Origin of the sequence: Paucibacter sp. XJ19-41 (genome assembly GCF_028462495.1) — a bacterium.
GTDB lineage: Bacteria > Pseudomonadota > Gammaproteobacteria > Burkholderiales > Burkholderiaceae_C > Roseateles_E.
Genome location: NZ_JAQOWX010000111.1, coordinates 1 through 18,727, shown reverse-complemented (window position 1 = coordinate 18,727; position 18,727 = coordinate 1). Strand labels below are relative to the sequence as shown.

Below are 18,727 nucleotides of genomic sequence, written 5' to 3'. Positions count from 1 at the left end.
GCCAGTCAGGAGCGGGCCTGGCAGGACGTCTATGTGGCGGGGCGGCCGCAGCTGCAGCAGGGCCGCCATCCGGCCGAGGAGCGGATCCGGGCCGATTTCGCGGCCTGCATGGCGGAGCTCTGGGGCAAGCCCTGACCCCTCCCCTGAACCCGGGACTTGTTGCGCGGCGGGCCTTTCTTTCCTGAGGGCTCCGCAGTACGCTATTCGCACACCTGTCGTTGGGTGGTCCGGAGGTCCCATGCTGGCTCTGCACCGATTCACGATCCGCGCCCGGCTCTATGCCCTGTCCGCGCTCTCGATGTTGGCGATGCTGGTGATCGGAGGCAGCGGGCTGTGGAGCCTCTCCGAGGCCCGCGATCAGTTCGCCCACTATCAGAACAATGATGTGGCCTCTCTGGTCGTGCTGGCCGAGATCCGCGCCGGGGTCGGCAATCTGCGCCGCTACGAGAAGGACTTGCTGATCAACCTCAGCGACGCTGCGGCGGTGGCTCGCTACAAGAAGGACTGGGACGGCGCCTACGAGCGTGTCACCCAGGGCCTGGCGTCCATCGCCAAGCTGGATATCGCGCCCAAGATCAAGGCCTTGCCACCGCAGATGCTGCAGTCGCTGGAGGGCTATAGAAACGGCTTCCAGGGCATCCATCGCGATGTCGCGGCCGGCGCCTTTGCCGACACCGCTGCGGCCAATAAGGCGACCGAGCCGATCAAGGGACCGGTGCGCGCGCTCGACAAACAGCTCGGCGAGATGACCGAGCTGATCGAGCAGCATTCGGCCGAGGAGGTGCAGCGCCTGGCTGCGCAGGAGGCGCGTATCCGGCTGGCGCTGAACCTGATCATGGCGGTGGCCGTTGCCGTCATCGGCACCTACACCTTCTTCAATATCCGCTCCATCTTGCAGCCGCTGAAGGCGGCCGTGTCCAGCGCCGAGCAGATCGCGCGCCATGACCTCAGCGAGCGCATCGATGTGGCCGGGGCCGACGAGACCGCCGCCGTGATGCGCGGCGTGGCGGCGATGCAGGGCTCGCTGAGCTCGGTGGTCAGCGGTGTGCGCAGCGCCACCGACAGCATCGCGACGGCCTCGCGCGAGGTGGCGGTGGGCAGCCAGGACCTGAGCATGCGCACCGAGCAGGCGGCCTCGAATCTGGAGGAGACCGCGTCGGCGATGGAGGAACTGACCGCCAGCGTCACACACAACGCCGACTCGGCCCGCCAGGCCAATCAGCTGGCGTTGAACGCGGCCGAGGTGGCCAAGCGCGGCGGCGCGGTGGTCGGCGAGGTGGTCAGCACCATGGGCCGCATCTCGGCCTCGTCCAGCAAGATCAGCGACATCATCTCGGTGATCGACGGCATTGCCTTCCAGACCAACATCCTGGCGCTGAATGCGGCCGTCGAAGCGGCGCGAGCCGGCGAGCAGGGGCGCGGCTTTGCGGTGGTGGCCGGCGAGGTGCGCACCCTGGCCCAGCGCAGCGCCGAGGCGGCCAAGGAGATCAAGGCCCTGATCACCGCCAGTGGCGAGAACGTCGAGAACGGCGCCCAGCTGGTCGAGCGGGCCGGCCACACGATGCAGGAGATCATGGGAGCGATCGAGCGGGTCAGCGGCATCGTCTCCGAGATCAGCAATGCCACCAGTGAGCAAAGCACCGGCATCAACCAGATTGGCCAGGCGATCGCCAATCTCGACCAGATGACGCAGCAGAACGCGGCCCTGGTCGAGGAGTCGGCGGCCGCCGCGCAAAGCCTGCAGATGCAGGCCGACGAGCTGGCACGCTCGGTGTCGGTGTTCAAGCTGGCCTGAGCGGCCACCCCCCGATCAGCCGCTGCAGACCCGGTCGCGACCGCCGCGCTTGGCGGCATAAAGGGCGCGGTCGGAGCGCTCCTGCAGCAGCCGGGCCTCGGCCGGCGGTTCGCCGGCCGCCAAGCCGATGCTGACGCGCACCCGCAGCCCCGGGGCGACCTGCCCCCAGGGGTAGTCGGCGACGGCCTGGCGCAGCCGCTCGCAGATCTCCAGCGCGCGGTCTGGCTGCGTGCCGACCAGGGCGATCACGAACTCCTCGCCCCCGACCCGGGCCAGCAGGTCGGCGCTGCGCACCTTCTGACGCAGCAGCTGGGCCAGTTGCTGCAGCACGCGGTCACCCACCCCGTGGCCGAAGTCGTCATTGACCTGCTTGAAGTGGTCGACATCCAGCATTGCCAGGCTGATGGGTTTGCCGGCCTGGCGAGCCCCTTCAATCAGCAGCGGCAGGGCGAACTCGGCATGGCGCCGGTTGTGCAGACCGGTCAGCACGTCTTCGTGCGCCGCACGATCCAGCGCGGCCGCCTGGTCGCGCAGGCGCAACTGGTCACGCTCGAGCTGGCGGGCACGCTTGCGCTCGCGCTGCACATCCTGCATCGCATGCTCGGCGCGGGCATGGGCCTGCTCGACCTCCTGGCGTATCAGCATCACCTCGGTCTGCACGGCCATGGTGTCGCGCGCGGTCTGCCTCTCCAACTCGGTGTGGCGTTCCAGATGGTCTAGCGCAGCGCGGTAGTCGCCGCAGGCCTTGTGGGTTTCATACAGTGAATAGATCAGTCCACGCAGCAGCTTGGGTGGCAGACGGTCGCGCTGGTTATCCATCAAGGTCTGCAACTGCCGCAGCGCCGCATCGATCTGGCCGGTGGCTTTCAGTATCAAGGCTCTCTGCACGGTGGCCTGCAATTGCAGCGCCAGATAGCCATGCTGGCGCGCGAGGGCTTCAAACTCGTCGAGCAGTGGCCGAGCCGCCGGGTACTCTTCGCAGCCCAGCAGGGCTTCGACCAGGTTGGACACCGCCACCGCCACCTGAAAGTGACTGCCCGAGGCTCGCGCCTGCGCAGTGGCCTGCTCAGAGAGCTTGCGTGCCTGCGTGCGGGCAAGCTCGAGCGCCTCGGCGTCCTGGCGACGGTGCGCCTCGGTGCGCCGCGACAGCCAAAAGTAGGCCAGGTTGTTGAGGCAGGAGAAGCTCAGCTCGCTATTGCCTTGCGTCAGCGCGATCTCCAGCGCCTGCGCCGTGGTGTCGCAGGCCTGGGCGGGGTTGTCGAGGCTGGAGTAGGCCACACCGATACGGTTCAGCGCCCAGGCCTCGCGCACCGAGTCGGCGCTGCTGCGGGCGCAGGCGAGCGCCCGCAGCCCGCATTCCAGCGCGTCGCGGCCCATCAGCAGCTGCGCATAGACAAAGGACAGCGAGGTCAGGGCATCGGCCTGCACGGCCGCGTCGCCCAGGTGCTCGGCCAGCGCCACCGCTTCGCTGGCGCAGCGCACGCTGGCCTGCAGATTGCCCAGCCGCGGGTAGTCATGGGCCAGTTGGGCCAGCACACGTGCTCTGCCGCGCTGGTGGCTGGCCGGGCACTGCAGCAGCGCTATGCTGAGTCGCTCGGTGGCGGCCTGATAGTCGCCGCGGGCCGATTCGGCCAGGGCGGCGGCCACAGACTCTTCAAATGGCTTGAGACCCATGGTCCGAGCATAGACCAAGCCAGGGCTCAACCGCCGCGCACAAAGTCGCGCAGCTCGGTGGCCATGCGCGCAAGCGAAGGCTGGTGGATGTACATCATGTGACCGGCCTCGAAGTAGCTGACCCGGATCTGGCCCTGCAGCGGCTCGCGCAGGCCCAGATGGGCCAAGGTGTAATCGCCGGCCGCATGCGGGGTGGCGAGGTCGTAATAGCCGCTGGCCACATAGACCCGCATCGCCGGATTGGCATGCAGCGCGCGGCGCAGGCTGTCGCCGACGCTGAGGTATTTGTTCTCGTAGCCTTTCCAGGCCCAGCTCTTCCACAGCGGTGCATGCAGCAGATAGGGCTGGTCGCCGGTCCAGCCCAGGCGCTCGTGCAGCAATCGATTGATGCCGGTGGCATAGGCGCCGATCAGATTGTTCATGCCGGCATCGTCCTCGGGGTGCTCGCCGGCGTCGTCCCGGTCCAGCCCCAGGAAACGGCTGTCCAGCCGGCCCACGGTCTGACCGCGCGCGCGCAGCAGCTCCTTGAAGAAGCGGAACTCGGTGGGGCGCAGGTCGCAGCGCAGCACATACTCGGCGCTCAGGCCGCTGTGCAGCGCCACCTGATCGGCCACATGGGCGCGCTCGGCCGGCGTCAAGCGGCTGCCCTGCATCAGCGCCAGCCAGTAGTCGCCGTTGGCAAAGGTCTCGGCCTCGGCGACGATCTGCTTGAGCGGCTTCTTCTGCTGCGCCGGCCGCAGCGCTTTGTGATACCAGGCGGTGGCAGCATAGGTGGGCAGATACAGCGGGTAGGGCAGCTCGTTGCCGGCGTCGAAACTGAGGGTCTGGAAGTCCAGCGCCAGCGAGACCAGCATCAGTCCGTTCAGATGGACATCATGCTTTTCCTGCAGATGGCGGGCGAGGCCAGCTGCGCGTGTCGTGCCATAGCTTTCGCCGATCAGGTACTTGGGGCTGGCCCAGCGGCCCCAGCGCGTCAGGTAGAGGCGGATGAACTCGCCGACCGCATCGAGGTCGCGCTGGTAGTCGTGGAACTCGGCGGCCTTCTGGCCCTCGGCCATGCGCGACAGGCCGGTGCCGACCGGGTCGATGAAGACAAGATCGGACTCCAGCAGGAGGCTGAACTCGTTGTCGACCAGGCCGTAGGGCGGCGCGCCACAGTGGCCCATCTCATCGGTGGGCACGCGCTGAGGGCCGAGGATGCCCAGGTGCAGCCAGACGCTGCTGGAGCCCGGCCCGCCATTGAAGCTGAAGCTCAGCGGGCGGTTCTCCGGCTTCTTGGGGTTCTTGAGCGTGTAAGCGATGAAGAAGACGCTGGCACGGGTCTTCTCGCCCTTGTGCTCCCCCTCCTTGATCTCGATCTCGCGCAGCAACAGGGTGCCGCAGGTGGCGCTGTACTCCAGCGTCTTCTTGCCGATGCTGAGCTTGTGCTCGGTCGTCACCAGGCGCTCGACCATGGGCGCGCCTCTGTCCTCGACCTTGATACCGGCCTTGTCCTCGTTCGTCATCGTGTCGCTCTCCGCGGCTGGTTACAGTGCTGACCATGCACTCTAGCGCCCCTCTCGCCGATCCCTTGTTGCTGGGCGTCGATTTCAGCAGCGCGCCGACCCGGCGCAAACCCATCACCGTCGCACTGGGCCGGCGCCGGGGCCAGGTCTTGCTGCTGGAGCGGCTGGAGGCGCTGGACAGCTTGCCGGCCTTCGGCGAATTCCTGCAGCGCCCCGGCCCCTGGCTGGGGGGCTTCGACTTTCCTTTCGGCCTGCCACGCGAGCTGGTGCAGAGCTTGGACTGGCCGCAGCAATGGCCGGCGCTGATCTCGCACTATGCGGCGCTGACGCGCGCCGAGATCCGCGCGCAGTTTGCGGCCTTCTGCGACGCGCGTCCGGTCGGCGCCAAGTTTGCCCACCGCGCCACCGACGGGCCGGCCGGTGCCTCGTCGGCGATGAAGTGGGTCAACCCGCCAGTGGCCTATATGCTGCATGCCGGTGTGCCGCTGCTGCTCGGCGCCGGTGTCCATCTGCCGGGCCTTCATCCGGGTGATGCGAAGCGGGTCGCGCTGGAGGCCTATCCGGGCCTGCTGGCGCGCGAGCTGATCGCGCGGCGCTCCTACAAGAGCGATGACAGGGCCAAGCAAAGCGACGAGCGCCTGATCGCGCGCAAGGACCTGCTCGAAGCGCTGGAGCAGGGCCGCAGCCGGCTGGGGCTGCGCCTGAAGCTCAGCCACGCACAGCGTGATGCGCTGGTGGCTGACGCCAGCGGCGACCGGCTCGATGCGGTGCTGTGTCTGATGCAGGCGGCCTGGGCGCAGGACCGTGAGGGCTATGGTCTGCCGCCAGCGATCGATCCCTTGGAAGGCTGGATCACCAGCGCCTGAAACAAATTCAAACACGGCCGGCGCGTGCCGGCGGACAACCGCGCATGCGGCTGCGGCGTTGATGAACCAACTCACAAAGGGAGCATATTTTGAGTCTTGCAACAATCCTGCGACAGGGCTGGACCGCCCTGGTCCTGATGCTGATGCTGGCCGCCACGGCGAGCGCGCAGCGGGGCCGTGACGACGACGGCGAATACCAGATCCTGCAGGCCCGCTATGGCACGGCACAGCACCATGTCGACGTCACCCAGCAGCTCAAGCAGTTGGCCCGCCAGGATCGGCGCTTCAAGCTGGTCAACGATGTGTTCGGCGTTGATCCCGATCCGGGTCGCCGCAAGACCCTGCGCATCTTTGCGCGCGGGCGCGACGGCCAGCAGCGCACCTTTGAGTACGAGGAGTACAGCCAGGTGGACGGCTCGCAGTTCACCGGCTGGGGGCGCGGTGACTGGGGCCACGGCGGCTGGTCAGGCGGCTGGGGCGACGGCTCGTCCGGCGGCGGGCGTCCGCAGGGGCGCGATGATGACGGCGAGTACCAGATCCTGCAGGCCCGCTACGGCACGGCGCAGCACCATGTCGATGTCACCCAGAAACTCAAGCAACTGGCCCGCCAGGACCGACGCTTCAAGCTGGTCAACGATGTGTTCGGCGTCGATCCCGATCCGGGTCGCCGCAAGACCTTGCGCATCTTCGCGCGCGGCCGTGACGGCCAGCAGCGCACCTTCGAGTACGAGGAGTACAGCCAGGTGGACGGCGCGCAGTTCACCGGCTGGGGACGCGGCGACTGGGGCCACGGCGGCTGGTCGGGCGGCTGGGGCGGTGGCCGTGACGATGGCGATGAGCCCCAGGCCGGCGGCGCGCGGCTGCGCATCATCAGTGCCCGCTATGGCTACGGGAGCAATACCGTGGATGTCAGCGACCGTCTGCGCGAGTTGGTCCGGCGCAACCGCCTGGAGCTCCGGGTGGACAACAGCCTGGCCGGCAGCGACCCGGCGCCCGGTCGACGCAAGACGTTGACGCTCACCTATGCACCGGAGGGTGGCGATGTTCGGCAGGTGAGGGTGAACGAGCGCGATATGCTCCGCGTGCCTTGAACGCTCCGGGTCCTCTGGGATAATCTCGACATAGAGACAGTTGGAGCCGGCAGTGACCCTTGCGAAACCAGCGGATGCGGTGGATCGCATCCTGCAGCAGTGGCGGCGTGAGCGGCCCGATCTGGACGTGGCGCCGATGGGCACGATTGGACGGGTCAAGCGCTGCTCCGCCTTGCTGCAGCAGCGCCTGGACCAGGTGTTCGCCAGCTTTGGCATGAGTGCCTGGGAGTTCGATGTGCTGGCCACGCTCAGGCGGGCCGGCGCACCCTTCTGTCTGGCGCCGACGGCGCTGTTCCAGCAGCTGATGGTCAGCTCCGGCACGATGACCCATCGCATGCAGCGGCTCGAAGCGGCGGGCCTGGTGCAGCGCCTGCCCAATCCGGCCGACGCGCGCAGCCTGCTGGTGCAGCTGACACCCGAAGGCCTGGCCCTGATTGACCGCGCGGTGGCCGCCCATGTGGAAAACGAGCATGCCATCCTGGCACCGTTGAAGGCCGCCGAGCTGCGCGCGCTGGATGCGGGGCTGGTGGCGCTGCTGGCGGTGCTGGAGCCCTAGCGCAGGTTTGCTTGCGCATCAGGGGCGATTTACCGTCTGCCCCGCAGGGGCAGGGCAAACTCATTTCCTCATCAAGGTGCTCTTGCCTTCTGCCCCACTGGGCAGGGCAAGCTCATTTCCTCATCAAAGTGCTCTTGCCTTCTGCCCCACTGGGCAGGGCAAGCTCATTTCCTCATCAAAGTGCTCTTGCCAAACAGGGACTCGATCAGGTCCACCGCCAACTCGGCGGTCTTGTTGCGCACATCCAGGGCCGGGTTCAACTCCATCACATCGAGCGAGCCCATTCGGCCTGTGTCGGCACTCATCACCAGGCACAGCTGGGCTTCCCGATAGGTCGGGGCGCCGGGCACCGTGGTGCCGACGCCCGGTGCGATCTCGGGGTCCAGGAAATCCACATCGAAGCTGACGTGCAGATGGGTGTTGGCATCCAGCGTGGCCAGGGCCAGCTCCATCGTGTGGCGCATGCCCATCTCGTCGATATAGCGCATGTCGAAGACCTCGAGCTCCTGCTCGTGGACAAAGCGCTTCTCGCCGGCATCGACGCTGCGGATGCCGATCTGGCGTACCCACTTCGGGTTGATGGCTGGGACCTGGCCTCCGATCTCGATCAGGGCCTGCGGGCCGAAGCCGCACAGGCAGGCCACCGGCATGCCGTGGATATTGCCGCTGGGCGTCAGCGCGCTGGTGTTGAAATCGGCATGGGCGTCAAGCCACAGCACGCGCAGCTTCTTGCCGGTCTCGCGGCAATGGCGAGCCACCGCGCTGATCGAACCCAGGCCCAGGCAATGATCACCTCCCAGCAGAATAGGCATGCGGCCCAGCTTCAGCTCGGCATGCACGGCCTCGTGGACCGAGCGGTTCCAGGCGACGACCTCGTTCAGGTGGCGGTAGCCGTCCACCGGCGGCAGCCAGGGATTGGCCGGGCCCAGCAGATTGCCGCGGTCCAGCACCTCGACGCCATGGCTCTCCAAGGTCGCGCCCAGGCCGGCCACGCGCAAGGCCTCGGGCCCCATGCTGGCGCCGCGCGCGCCGGCGCCGATATCGGTGGGGGCGCCAATCAGGGAGACGGCTCTGAGTGTGGTCATGGTGTGGTTCTTTCAGTGATTTGTGATGTCAGGTGCTGCCGGCCTGGCCCAGTTCGTACTCGCGCGCCAGCAACTCCCAGGCTTCTTCGGCGCTCTCGACAAAGTGGAACAGCTCCTCGTCGCCGGGGCTGATCATGCCGGTCTCGATCAGCAGTTCGAAGTTGATCAGCCGGGTCCAGAACTCGCGGCCGAACATCAGGATGGGGCGGCGCCGGCACTTGCCGGTCTGGATCAAGGTCATGGTCTCGAACAGCTCGTCGAGCGTGCCGAAACCGCCGGGGAAGCAGACCAGGGCCACCGAGCGCATCAGGAAGTGCATCTTGCGCAGCGCGAAGTAGTGGAACTGGAAGCAGAGCTCGGGCGTGATGTAGGGGTTGGGTCGCTGCTCGTGCGGCAGCACGATGTTCAGGCCTATGCTCTTGCCGCCGGCCTCGTAGGCGCCGCGGTTGCCGGCCTCCATGATGCCGGGGCCGCCGCCGGTCACCACATAGATCGGGTTGGCCCGCTCCATCGAGGCCTTGGTAACAATGTGGGCAAAACGGCGCGCCTCCTCGTAGTAGCGGCTCATGCTGAGCTGCACCTCGGCACGCTTGATCACGGCCTCGTCGCCGCCCAGCTTGGCCTGGGCCAGCGCCGCGCGTGCGGTTTCGTCCGAGGGGATGCGGGCGCTGCCGAACATCACGATGGTGGCCTTGATGCCCAGCTCGTTTTGCACCAGCTCGGGCTTGAGCAGCTCGAGCTGCATGCGGATCGGCCGCATGTCCTCGCGCAGCAGGAAGTCGGTGTCGGTGAAGGCCAGGCGGTAGGCGCTCTGCGGGCCGTCATAGTCGCCCAGCGGGGGCGACTGAGCCAGGGCCTTGGCCTCCTCCTTGGCGCTGGGGAAATTGCGGGCGGTGAGCTGATTGCGCTTGTTCATCTGGAAAGCTGCCCGACGGGCAGCCTGGAGACGGGCGGCCGGGCCGCCCGGGGCGCAGCATAGGTCAGGCTGCGAGGAATTTTCTTGCGTACTTCTCTGTCAGAATTGATATTTATTCGGCGGCACTTCGACTTTTGCTGCTGCACACCGGGCATGCTGGGTCTTTGTGCACAAGTATTTCGCTCCAGTCCATGCTTCGCACCTCCAGCATCTGCAGGCGCCCGGTCAGGCCGGGCAGCTTCAGCAGCAGCTTCAAGGCTTCGGCCGCCTGCAGGCTGCCGATGATGCCCACCAGCGGCGCGAACACACCCATCGTGGCACAGCGCTGCTCCTCGAAGCTGGCGTCGGGCGGAAAGAGGCAGGCGTAGCAGGGGGCGTCGGCGCTGCGGCTGTCGTAGACGCTGATCTGGGCATCGAAGCCCAGTGCCGCGCCCGAGACCAGTGGCCGGCGGTGCTTGACGCAGGCGCGGTTGACGGCCTGGCGGGTGGCGAAGTTGTCGCTGCAGTCCAGCACCACATCGGCGCTCGCGACCAGTTCATCCAGCAGGGCCGCATCGGCGCGCTGCGCCACGGTGCGAACCTGCACCTCGGGATTCAGCGCCGTGATCGCGGCGGCGGCCGATTCGGCCTTGGGTTTGCCGACACGCGCCAGGCTGTGGGCGATCTGGCGCTGCAGATTGGTCAAATCCACCGTGTCGTGGTCGACCAGGGTGATCCGGCCGATGCCGGCCGTGCCCAGGTAGAGCGCCGCCGGGGAGCCCAGGCCGCCGGCGCCGATGATCAGCGCATGGCTTTGCAGCAGGGCTTGCTGGCCCTCGATGCCGATCTCGTCCAGCAGGATATGGCGCGAGTAGCGCAACAGCTGTTCATCGTTCATGCACCAAGCATAGCGCCGACCATGCAAACGGCCCGCTTGTAGCGGGCCGTTTCTTGCAGCGCGGGTCGGGCTCAGTCGATCTTGGCCTCGGCCTTGCGTTCGGTCGCGGTCTTCGAGACGGCCACCGGCTTGCCTTTGAGCTGGTTCAGCGCCTGGAGCAGCGGGAAGTCCTCGGCCGAGCCGAACTCGGGCAGGGGCTTGGGCGGCTCGTTCTTCTTGGCGAACTCGGCCTCGAGCTTCTGGCGCGCTTCCTCGCGGGCCTTCTCGCGCGCCTCATCCTTCTCCTCGGGGCCGTTGTTCAGGTGCTTCTCAAGATCGGCCTCGCGCATGCGCAGCGCAGCGAATACATTGCCTTCGGCGGTTTCGTCCAGCAGCACATCGGGCACGATGCCCTTGGCCTGGATCGAGCGGCCGCTGGGCGTGTAGTAGCGCGCAGTGGTGATCTTCAGCGCGGTTTCCGGGCTGAGCTGGCGCACGGTCTGCACCGAGCCCTTGCCGAAGGTCTGGGCGCCCATCACGACGGCACGCTTGTGATCTTGCAGTGCGCCGGCGACGATCTCGCTGGCCGAGGCTGAACCTTCGTTGACCAGCACCACCAGGGGCACGGTCTTCAGCGAGGCCGGCAGCTTCTTCAGCGGGTCGCTGCCGCCACGGCGCTGGTAATAGTCGGGGTCGGCCTTGAAGTTGGCCTTGGAGTCGGCGATCTGGCCATTGGTGGACACGACATCCACGCCCTTGGGCAGGAAGGCGGCGGAGATCGCTACCGAGGCTTCCAGCAGGCCGCCGGGATCGTTGCGCAGATCGAGCACCAGGCCCTTCAGATTGGGCTCCTGCTTGAGGATCTCGTCGAGCTTCTTGACGAAGTCGTCGACCGTGCGATCCTGGAACTGGCTGACGCGCAGCCAGGCATAGCCGGGCTCGATGACCTTGCCGCGCACGCTTTGCACGCGGATTTCCTCGCGGGTGATCGTGACCGGGAAACTGCGACTCTCCGCCTTGCGGAAGATCATCAGCTGCACCTTGGTATTGGGTTCGCCGCGCATGCGCTTGACGGCCTGGTCGAGCCCGAGGCCCTTGACCGGCGTGTCGTCGATGCGGCTGATCAGGTCGCCGCTCTTCAGACCGGCGCGGAAGGCGGGCGAGCCTTCGATAGGCGAGACGATCTTGACCAGGCCATCTTCCATGCCGATCTCGATGCCGACGCCGACAAAGCGACCGCTGGTGCCTTCGCGGAATTCCTTGAAGCTCTTCTTGTCGAAGAACTGCGAGTGCGGGTCGAGTCCGGAGACCATGCCGGCAATCGCGTCGTTGATGAGCTTCTTCTCATCGACCGGCTCGACATAGTCGCTCTTGACCATGCCGAACACCGCCGCGAGCTGCTGCAACTCTTCCAGCGGCAATGGCGACAGGCTGCTGCGGGCGTTGGCCTGCAACTGCATCGTGGTCATTCCGCCCGCCAGGGCGCCCAACGCGACCCAGCCTGCTACTTTAAGTTTGGCACCCATGATGCGGTGTGTCCTATCGGTGAAATACAGCCATTCAGAGCTTGCGCCACAGACTAAGCCAGAAGCGAAGACCTTGCAGCGAGTATAGGGCGCTGCTTGACAGCAAGCCTCGGTAGAGGCCCCCATTTGCTGGGCTATTCGGCGCATTCAAGCGTTCTTTGCGTCGAAATACCGCCGCTTTACACAAGTTTGCTTAGGCCTACTCTGCGGCAACCGGGCTGGGTCTGCCGAAAGTCACAACATGGTCGACATGGGCGCGTATGCCTATCCATTCGCCGACCTGGTGGTCGTGATGCGAGGGCACATGGGCCACCAACTGCTCGCCGCTGGACAGGCGCAGCGTGTAGAGGAACTCGGCGCCGCGAAAGATCTTGCGCTCGATCCGGGCCTTCACCGGCGCGTCGTCGTCATGCACGATGTCATCGGCGCGCAGCAGCACCTCGCATTCGCCGCCAGGGTAGGCCGAGGGCAGCGCGCATTCGCCGGCATCGCTGAGATCACCCAGTGCGGTCTGCACCACCGGGTCGGTGCTGCCCTGGACGATGCGGCCGGAACCAAAAACGCCATGGCCGATGAAATCGGCGACGAAGCGGGTGGCCGGGCGGTGGTAGACGCTGTAGGACTCGTCCCATTGCTCCAGCCGGCCATGCTGCATCACACCGACGACATCGCCGATGGCGAAGGCCTCGCCTTGGTCATGGGTGACGAACAGCGCCGTAGTGCCGCTGGCGCGCAGGATGCCGCGCAGCTCTTGAGACAAGTGTTCACGCAGATCGACGTCGAGGCTGGAGAAGGGTTCGTCGAGCAGCAGCAGACGCGGTGACGGGGCCAGTGCCCGCGCCAGCGCGACACGCTGCTGCTGTCCGCCGGAGAGCTGATGCGGTGCGCGCTTGGCCGCATGGGCCAGGCCAACCAGGTCCAGCACCTCGGCGATGCGCTGCTGGCGCGGCTCGCGGGCCAGGTGACGCAGACCGAAGCCGATGTTGTCGGCCACCGAGAGGTGCGGAAACAGCGCGTAGTCCTGGAACACCATGCCGATACGGCGCGCCTCCGGGGCGAGGTGCAGTCCCGTGGCGGCATCGGCCAGCGCCTCGCCGTCGATCAGGATGCGGCCGCTGTGCAGACGCTCCAGGCCGGCAATGCTGCGTAGCAGCGAGGTCTTGCCGCAGCCCGAGGGGCCGATCAGCACGCCGATCTGGCCGCGTGCCAGGCCGAAGGAGACGCCGTCCACCGCCGCCTTGCCGGCGGGCCCGCCGGCGGCGCCGGGATAGCGCAGGCCGACCTGATCAAGTGCGAGAAACATGGACCTATGATACCGGGCTGGAATGCGCATTCGAATGCGCATCGTTCTCGTTTGACCGATATCAAGAGCTGGCCTGCCACGCGTTGGCGTCCGCGCCAACCACCGCATGCTGCGCCTGATCACTGTTGTCTGCCTTTTGTTGGCCGTGCCCGTGCTGGGCATCCTGGGTTCCTGGCTGGCGCTGGATGCGCAGGCCCTGGCCATCCTGCAGCACCAGTTGCAGACCGTGCTGCCCGAGTACGCCTGGGCCTCCTTGCTGCTGTCGGTCTGTGTGGCCATCGGCGTGGCCCTGATCGGCGGTGCCACGGCGGCGGCGGTCAGCCTGTTTGACTTTCCGGGCCGGCGCTTCTTCGAGTGGGGCTTGCTGCTGCCGATGGCGATGCCGGCTTATGTGGCTGCCTATGCCTACACCGATGCCCTGCAATACAGCGGCGCGCTGCAGACCTGGCTGCGCGCGCTGACCGGGGCGCAGGGCGCGCTCTGGCCCGATGTGCGCAGCCTGCCCGGCGCGGTGGGCCTGTTCGTGCTGTGTCTCTACCCTTATGTCTATCTGCTGACCCGCACCGCACTGAGCGAGCGGGGCGTGGNCAGACCTGGCTGCGCGCGCTGACCGGGGCGCAGGGCGCGCTCTGGCCCGATGTGCGCAGCCTGCCCGGCGCGGTGGGCCTGTTCGTGCTGTGTCTCTACCCTTATGTCTATCTGCTGACCCGCACCGCACTGAGCGAGCGGGGCGTGGCCTTGATGGAGGCGGCGCGCATGCTGGGCGCCGGCACCACGCGCCGGGTGCGCGAGGTCGCGCTGCCGCTGGCCCGTCCCGCGCTGGCCGCCGGTATCGCGTTGGCACTGATGGAGACGCTGGCCGACTACGGCGTCGGTGCCTATTTCGGACTGACCACCTTGACCACCGGTGTCTACAAGGCCTGGCTGGTGATGAATGACAAGACCGCGGCGGCGCAGCTGGCCTCGGTATTGCTGCTGGCGGTTGGCGCCCTGCTGTGGCTGGAGCGGCGTGCTCAGGCCAAGCTGCGTTTTGCCAGCAGCCGCAGCGGCGCGCTGCATGCAGCCGAGGCGCGTCCTTTGCCGCTGCATGGCGGCGCCGCGCTGGCGGCCGTGCTGCTGTGCGCGCTGCCCATCTTGCTGGGCTTTGTCGTGCCGGTGCTGGTGCTCCTGCAACTGCTGTGGCAGGAGGCCTTGCATGCCGAGTTGGGGCTGCCGCTGGCGCGTTTTGTGCAATGGAGCCTGAGCAGCCTGAAGCTGTCCGGCCTGGCCGCCTTGCTGGCGGTGCTGCTGGCCCTGGTGCTGGCCTACCTGGGGCGGGTGCGCGGCTCGGGCTCGGCCCTGCTGGGCGTCTCGACCCGTATCGTGTCGCTGGGCTATGCCGTGCCCGGCGCGGTGATCGCGATCGGCATTTTGCTGCCGCTGGGTTGGCTGCAGGAACGATGGCCGCAGCTGGGCTTGACCAGCCTGATGACAGGCACCATCGCCGGCCTGATGTATGCCTATCTGGTGCGCTTCTCCGGCGTGGCCCTGCAGTCACTGGAGGCCGGCTATGCCCGCATCTCGCCGACCGTGGACGAGACCGCTCGCATGCTGGGCGCCTCGCGCACCCGGATGTTTCTCGAACTGCATGCGCCCTTGCTGGCGCGCTCGGCTTGGGCCGCAGCGCTGCTGGTGTTTGTCGATGTGATGAAGGAGTTGCCGGCCACCCTGGTGCTGCGGCCCTTCAACAGCGACACCTTGGCCGTTGTCGCCTATCAGCTGGCGCGCGATGAACGCCTGGGCGAGGCTGCGCTGCCCTCGCTGGCCATCGTGCTGGTCGGGCTGATCCCCGTGATCATGCTGTCACGGGCGATGCGCAAGTCCTGATCTCACGCGCTTTCTTTGCTGCTTCCTGCAGGGAATCAGGGTGAGACTGACTTGCATTAGCTTTACGTCTGAAAACTGCTGTTCAACCTAGGGGGCACTCGATTTTTGTCCCCTGATTGAGGGGTATTTGGGCGCTGTTCGTGCGGTGGCTTGCATTGCTATGAATCGTTTTGTTACCAAGAATGGTGGCAACCCCGGGGGATACAACCCGGTCCGAGACAAGCATCACGGAGACCCGCCATGCCGCAACAATCGGATTCTGCTTCTCCCTTGTTGAGCCGGTTTTGCAGACCCCTCAACGCGTTCCTTGTTTGTGCGGCGCTATCACTTTCGAGCGCAGCGCTGGCAGCCCCGAGTTTCAGCGGACCATCGGTCGGCAAGGTCTCACAGGCCACCGTCTTCTCTGGCAAAGGCTTTGTCCCCAACGCCGCTTTGACAGTCCTGGTCAAACGGCCCGGCGGCGCAGAGGCTGGCTTCAGCGCGGTGGCAACGCCTGAAGGCGCGCTCAGTTACAGCTTCGTGCCGGCCGCAAGCGGCGTGCACGCGCTGACCGTGACGGACAGTGCCGGCCGCTCGCTGGCTACGGCGGTTCTGAACGCGCGTCCCTGAGCGTCTCGCTCCGGTCCGACCCGGTGGGCGGGCCGTACCTCAAGATTTGCAAGGAGACAGTGATGAAGCTGAGGACTTGGCCTCGACTGGCCGCTGCATGCAGCCTTGTCTTATTGGCTGGCCTGCCACTCGCGGCCGCTGCTGCTGCGGCAGGGCCGGACGACATCGTTTTCACCTCCAATCGTGCAGGAGGCTTGTTTCAGCTGTACCGCATGCGCCCAGACGGCACCCAGACGCATCGGCTGACGCAGGAACCTATGGAGGCGGGCGAGGTGAGCTGGTCGCCGGACGGCAGCAGAGTGCTGTTCACGGCGAGCCGCGGCCGAGGTGTTGAGATCCATGTCGCGGACTTGGCCAGCGGGGATGTTCGCAGGCTGACCCGCGGTGAGGTGTTGAACAGCTCACCGGTGTGGAGTCCCGATGGTCGCTTTATCGCCTTTCGTTCCTTCATGGACAAGAGCGCCAAGCTCTACCTCATGAAAGCGGATGGCAGCGATCTCAAGCGCTTGACTGAGTCCGACGAGGAAGAGGCAGGGCCGGCGTTTTCTCCGGACGGCAAACGGCTGGCCTATGTCGTGTTGAAGCATCCCCGCATGCCACAGATCAAGGTGCTGGACCTCAGCTCCGGGGCCTCTCGCCTGCTCAGTGCAGAGCCTCCCACTGCGGCTGAACAGGGTCCGGTCTGGTCTCCTGATGGCAAACGTCTGGCCTATACCGTCAGCAAGAATCGCAGCAACCACATCCATCTGATGTCGCCGGACGGCACAGACAAGCAAGCGCTGACCAGTGGCAAGGGCCGCTACAACGATCCTCAGTGGTCGCCCGATGGTTCGCGGCTCCTGACTTTGGCCCTGCGTGATGGGGCCTCTCGGCAGGACATCTACACGATCCAGGTGAAGGGCGCGACTGAGCCTCAGCGACTCACTGACGACGGTGCCGAGCATCTGCTGGCGCGTTGGTCCGCGGACGGCCAGCGGATCTTCTTTGTGAAGTTCCTGGCCGGCGGCGGCAAGATTTTTTCGTCAGACAGCGAGGGCCGGCAGGTCCGGCAGTTGTCGACCGATCAGGGCTACGACACCGGCATTGCCATGTGTTGCAGCCGGCCACGCGTGCAAGTGGCAGGCATGAAGTAAGGACATCAACCCGGCGACAGCCAGCCCTACCGGCAAGACATGCCAGATGGAGGTCTTATGACAAACCACAATCGCGTCCTCACACGCTCTGCTTGCCTCTGCAAGCTCAGTCTCCTCAGCCTTGCCATGCTCGCCCTGGGTGCGAACGCTGCGAGCAAGACCTACACCTTGGACGCCGACTTCTCACTCGGGATTCTTGAGAACGTCAATTTCACCGCGCCCAACAGCAATCAGCTGCAGCTCAATCTGGTGGGGGTTGGATCCAAGTACATCTTCATTGCCAACCATGATGAGGATTCGGTGTCCAAGTACGACACCGAACTCAACAAGGAGGTTGCGCGCTACAAGACCTATGCGGGGCCTTTGGGCAGCGGGGTGGGCGGCAATCCATCGCGCATTGCGATCGACGTCGATGGCAATGCCTATGTGCTCAATCGCGAACCCGGCTCAGGCCAACCGCCGCTGCTGATCAAGGTTCTTGTCGACACGGCCGTAGACCGCAACAGCAATGGTTTGATCGATACCTCATCGGACCTGAACAACAACGGGGTCATCACGGCGGCCGAGATGAAGCCGATGTCGGCCAACACGAACGCGGGTCTTGGCGATGAGCGCGTGGCCTGGGCTCAGCGCATCGGGCCGGCGGGCAATACCTTTGGGCGTGCCTTGTGCATTGCGCCCGATGGCAAGCTCTGGGTCGGTATGTGGGATCAGGCACGCTACTTCCGGGTCAATCCGACGGATGGCAGCCAAGCCGCCGTCGTTGGCGGTGTGGGCGGGCAGTATGTGCAGCTCAATGGCTGGAACCCCTATGGTTGCACGGTGGACAAGAATGGTGTGCTGTGGAGCGCCACGCTGGGGTCGGGCGGCTTGGGTCGGGTGGATACCAACACCGGGGCGGCCAGCAATTTCCCCAACCCTTTCGGCTTTGATTACGGCATTGCGCAAGGCAACGGCAAGATCTACCAGGCCAATCTGAGTGGCAATGCATGGACTGCCTTCGACCCGGCGACCAATACCTTCAGCAGGCCGCCGACAGTGTCCTATTCAGGTTCCGGCATTGCGGTGGATGGCGCGGGGAACATCCTGTCAACCGACACCAGCGGCGTGGCCAAGTTTGCACCCGATGGCACGCTGCTCTGGCAGAAGGGGCCTCAGCCCGGCGCGTCCTACTCCTACGGGGTCATGGTCGACGGCAACAACGACGTCTGGGTCATGAACATCAGCAGCAACAACGTCTCCAAGTACCGCGGCACGGACGGGGCTTCGCTGGGTGTGTTTCCTACCGGCGCGTTTCCCTACGTCTACACCGACGGCTCGGGCCTGACCACCAAGAACACCACCAACAACAAGCAAGGCACATGGACCGTGGTCTATGACAGTGGCGCCGGTGCGACGCCTTGGGGCAAGGTGAACTGGACTGACACGGTGCCCAGTGGCGCGTCGGTCGAAGTGGCAACGCGCAGCGCCGATGTGGCCGCATCGCTCGATCTGCAGCCCTATGTGCCGGTCAGCAAAAACACGAACTTCACGGGCAGTGGCCGGTATCTTCAGGTGCGCACCCGGCTGATTGCCAACGACAGCAACGAATCGCCGATCCTCTATGACCTGACGATCAACAGCGCCAATCAGAGCTGCGACATCGACCAGAACGGCGCCGTCGACGTCAANCAGATTCAGGCGCGGCTCAATGCCAACACCGCCGGCGACTCTCCGGTGCTCTACGACCTGACCGTCAACAGTGACAACCTGAGTTGCGACATCGACCAGAACGGCGCCATCGACATCAGCGATGTCAACGCGATTCGCAGCAGCATCGGGCAGACCCCGGTGGCGGGCGATGCGCGCGACGCCAATGGCGACAACAAGATCACCATCAATGATGTGCGTCTGTGCGTGATGAAGTGCAGCAAGCCGCAGTGCGCACCCTGATCAGCAGTGTTCCG

Annotated in this window: 14 protein-coding genes; 7 read left to right on the top strand and 7 right to left on the bottom strand. The window is 66.0% G+C overall.

Going from position 1 to position 18,727, the window contains the following annotated elements; genetic code table 11:
- Positions 1-238: 238 nt before the first annotated feature.
- Positions 239-1,795, top strand: a complete 1,557-nt coding sequence (locus PO768_RS22635; protein ID WP_269839032.1) for a methyl-accepting chemotaxis protein — start codon at positions 239-241, stop codon at positions 1,793-1,795.
- Between the two features lie 15 nt (positions 1,796-1,810).
- On the opposite strand, the gene PO768_RS22630 is transcribed toward PO768_RS22635, so the two are convergent.
- On the bottom strand, positions 1,811-3,469 hold the full coding sequence (locus PO768_RS22630) for a GGDEF domain-containing protein (RefSeq protein WP_272647858.1): 1,659 nt from the start codon (positions 3,467-3,469) through the stop codon (positions 1,811-1,813).
- Positions 3,470-3,495: 26 nt separating this feature from the next.
- Positions 3,496-4,974 (bottom strand): S10 family peptidase, encoded by a 1,479-nt coding sequence (locus PO768_RS22625; RefSeq protein ID WP_272647857.1) that lies wholly within the window; start codon positions 4,972-4,974, stop codon positions 3,496-3,498.
- Positions 4,975-5,009: 35 nt separating this feature from the next.
- Between PO768_RS22625 and PO768_RS22620 the strand changes: the two genes are divergently transcribed.
- The 3 genes from PO768_RS22620 to PO768_RS22610 all read left to right on the top strand — a co-directional run bounded on the left by PO768_RS22620 (position 5,010) and on the right by PO768_RS22610 (position 7,487).
- The gene (locus PO768_RS22620; protein WP_272647856.1) at positions 5,010-5,840 is read left to right on the top strand and encodes a DUF429 domain-containing protein; all 831 of its coding nucleotides are present in this window, start codon (positions 5,010-5,012) and stop codon (positions 5,838-5,840) included.
- 89 nt (positions 5,841-5,929) lie between these two features.
- Positions 5,930-6,931 carry a hypothetical protein gene (locus PO768_RS22615; protein WP_272647855.1) on the top strand — a complete coding sequence of 334 codons (1,002 nt, stop codon included), beginning with the start codon at positions 5,930-5,932 and terminating at the stop codon, positions 6,929-6,931.
- Between the two features lie 52 nt (positions 6,932-6,983).
- The gene (locus tag PO768_RS22610; RefSeq protein ID WP_272647854.1) at positions 6,984-7,487 is read left to right on the top strand and encodes a MarR family winged helix-turn-helix transcriptional regulator; all 504 of its coding nucleotides are present in this window, start codon (positions 6,984-6,986) and stop codon (positions 7,485-7,487) included.
- Positions 7,488-7,651: 164 nt separating this feature from the next.
- Here PO768_RS22610 and rocF read toward each other — a convergent pair whose 3' ends face one another.
- From rocF to PO768_RS22585, 5 genes are all read right to left on the bottom strand, one after another.
- Positions 7,652-8,572 (bottom strand): arginase, encoded by a 921-nt coding sequence (gene rocF, locus PO768_RS22605; RefSeq protein ID WP_272647853.1) that lies wholly within the window; start codon positions 8,570-8,572, stop codon positions 7,652-7,654.
- Positions 8,573-8,600: 28 nt separating this feature from the next.
- A complete protein-coding gene (locus tag PO768_RS22600; RefSeq protein ID WP_262970934.1) occupies positions 8,601-9,488 on the bottom strand; it encodes a TIGR00730 family Rossman fold protein in 888 nt (295 codons plus the stop codon).
- Between the two features lie 112 nt (positions 9,489-9,600).
- The gene (locus PO768_RS22595; protein ID WP_272647852.1) at positions 9,601-10,365 is read right to left on the bottom strand and encodes a HesA/MoeB/ThiF family protein; all 765 of its coding nucleotides are present in this window, start codon (positions 10,363-10,365) and stop codon (positions 9,601-9,603) included.
- Between the two features lie 71 nt (positions 10,366-10,436).
- Positions 10,437-11,870, bottom strand: coding sequence for a S41 family peptidase (locus PO768_RS22590; RefSeq protein WP_137944040.1), 1,434 nt, complete (start codon positions 11,868-11,870; stop codon positions 10,437-10,439).
- 199 nt (positions 11,871-12,069) lie between these two features.
- Complete coding sequence (locus tag PO768_RS22585; RefSeq protein ID WP_272647851.1) at positions 12,070-13,173, bottom strand: ABC transporter ATP-binding protein; 1,104 nt, start codon at positions 13,171-13,173, stop codon at positions 12,070-12,072.
- Between the two features lie 639 nt (positions 13,174-13,812).
- On the opposite strand from PO768_RS22585, the gene PO768_RS22580 reads away from it, so the two are divergent.
- The 3 genes from PO768_RS22580 (at position 13,813) to PO768_RS22570 (ending at position 16,781) form a co-directional block, all read left to right on the top strand.
- Positions 13,813-15,039: an ABC transporter permease gene (locus PO768_RS22580; RefSeq protein ID WP_442953284.1), complete on the top strand. Its 1,227-nt coding sequence runs from the start codon at positions 13,813-13,815 to the stop codon at positions 15,037-15,039.
- 240 nt (positions 15,040-15,279) lie between these two features.
- Entirely contained in the window at positions 15,280-15,648 is a 369-nt protein-coding gene (locus PO768_RS22575) for a hypothetical protein (protein ID WP_272647850.1), read from the top strand.
- A 62-nt stretch (positions 15,649-15,710) separates the two neighbouring features.
- Positions 15,711-16,781, top strand: coding sequence for a TolB family protein (locus tag PO768_RS22570; protein ID WP_272647849.1), 1,071 nt, complete (start codon positions 15,711-15,713; stop codon positions 16,779-16,781).
- Positions 16,782-18,727: the final 1,946 nt, after the last annotated feature.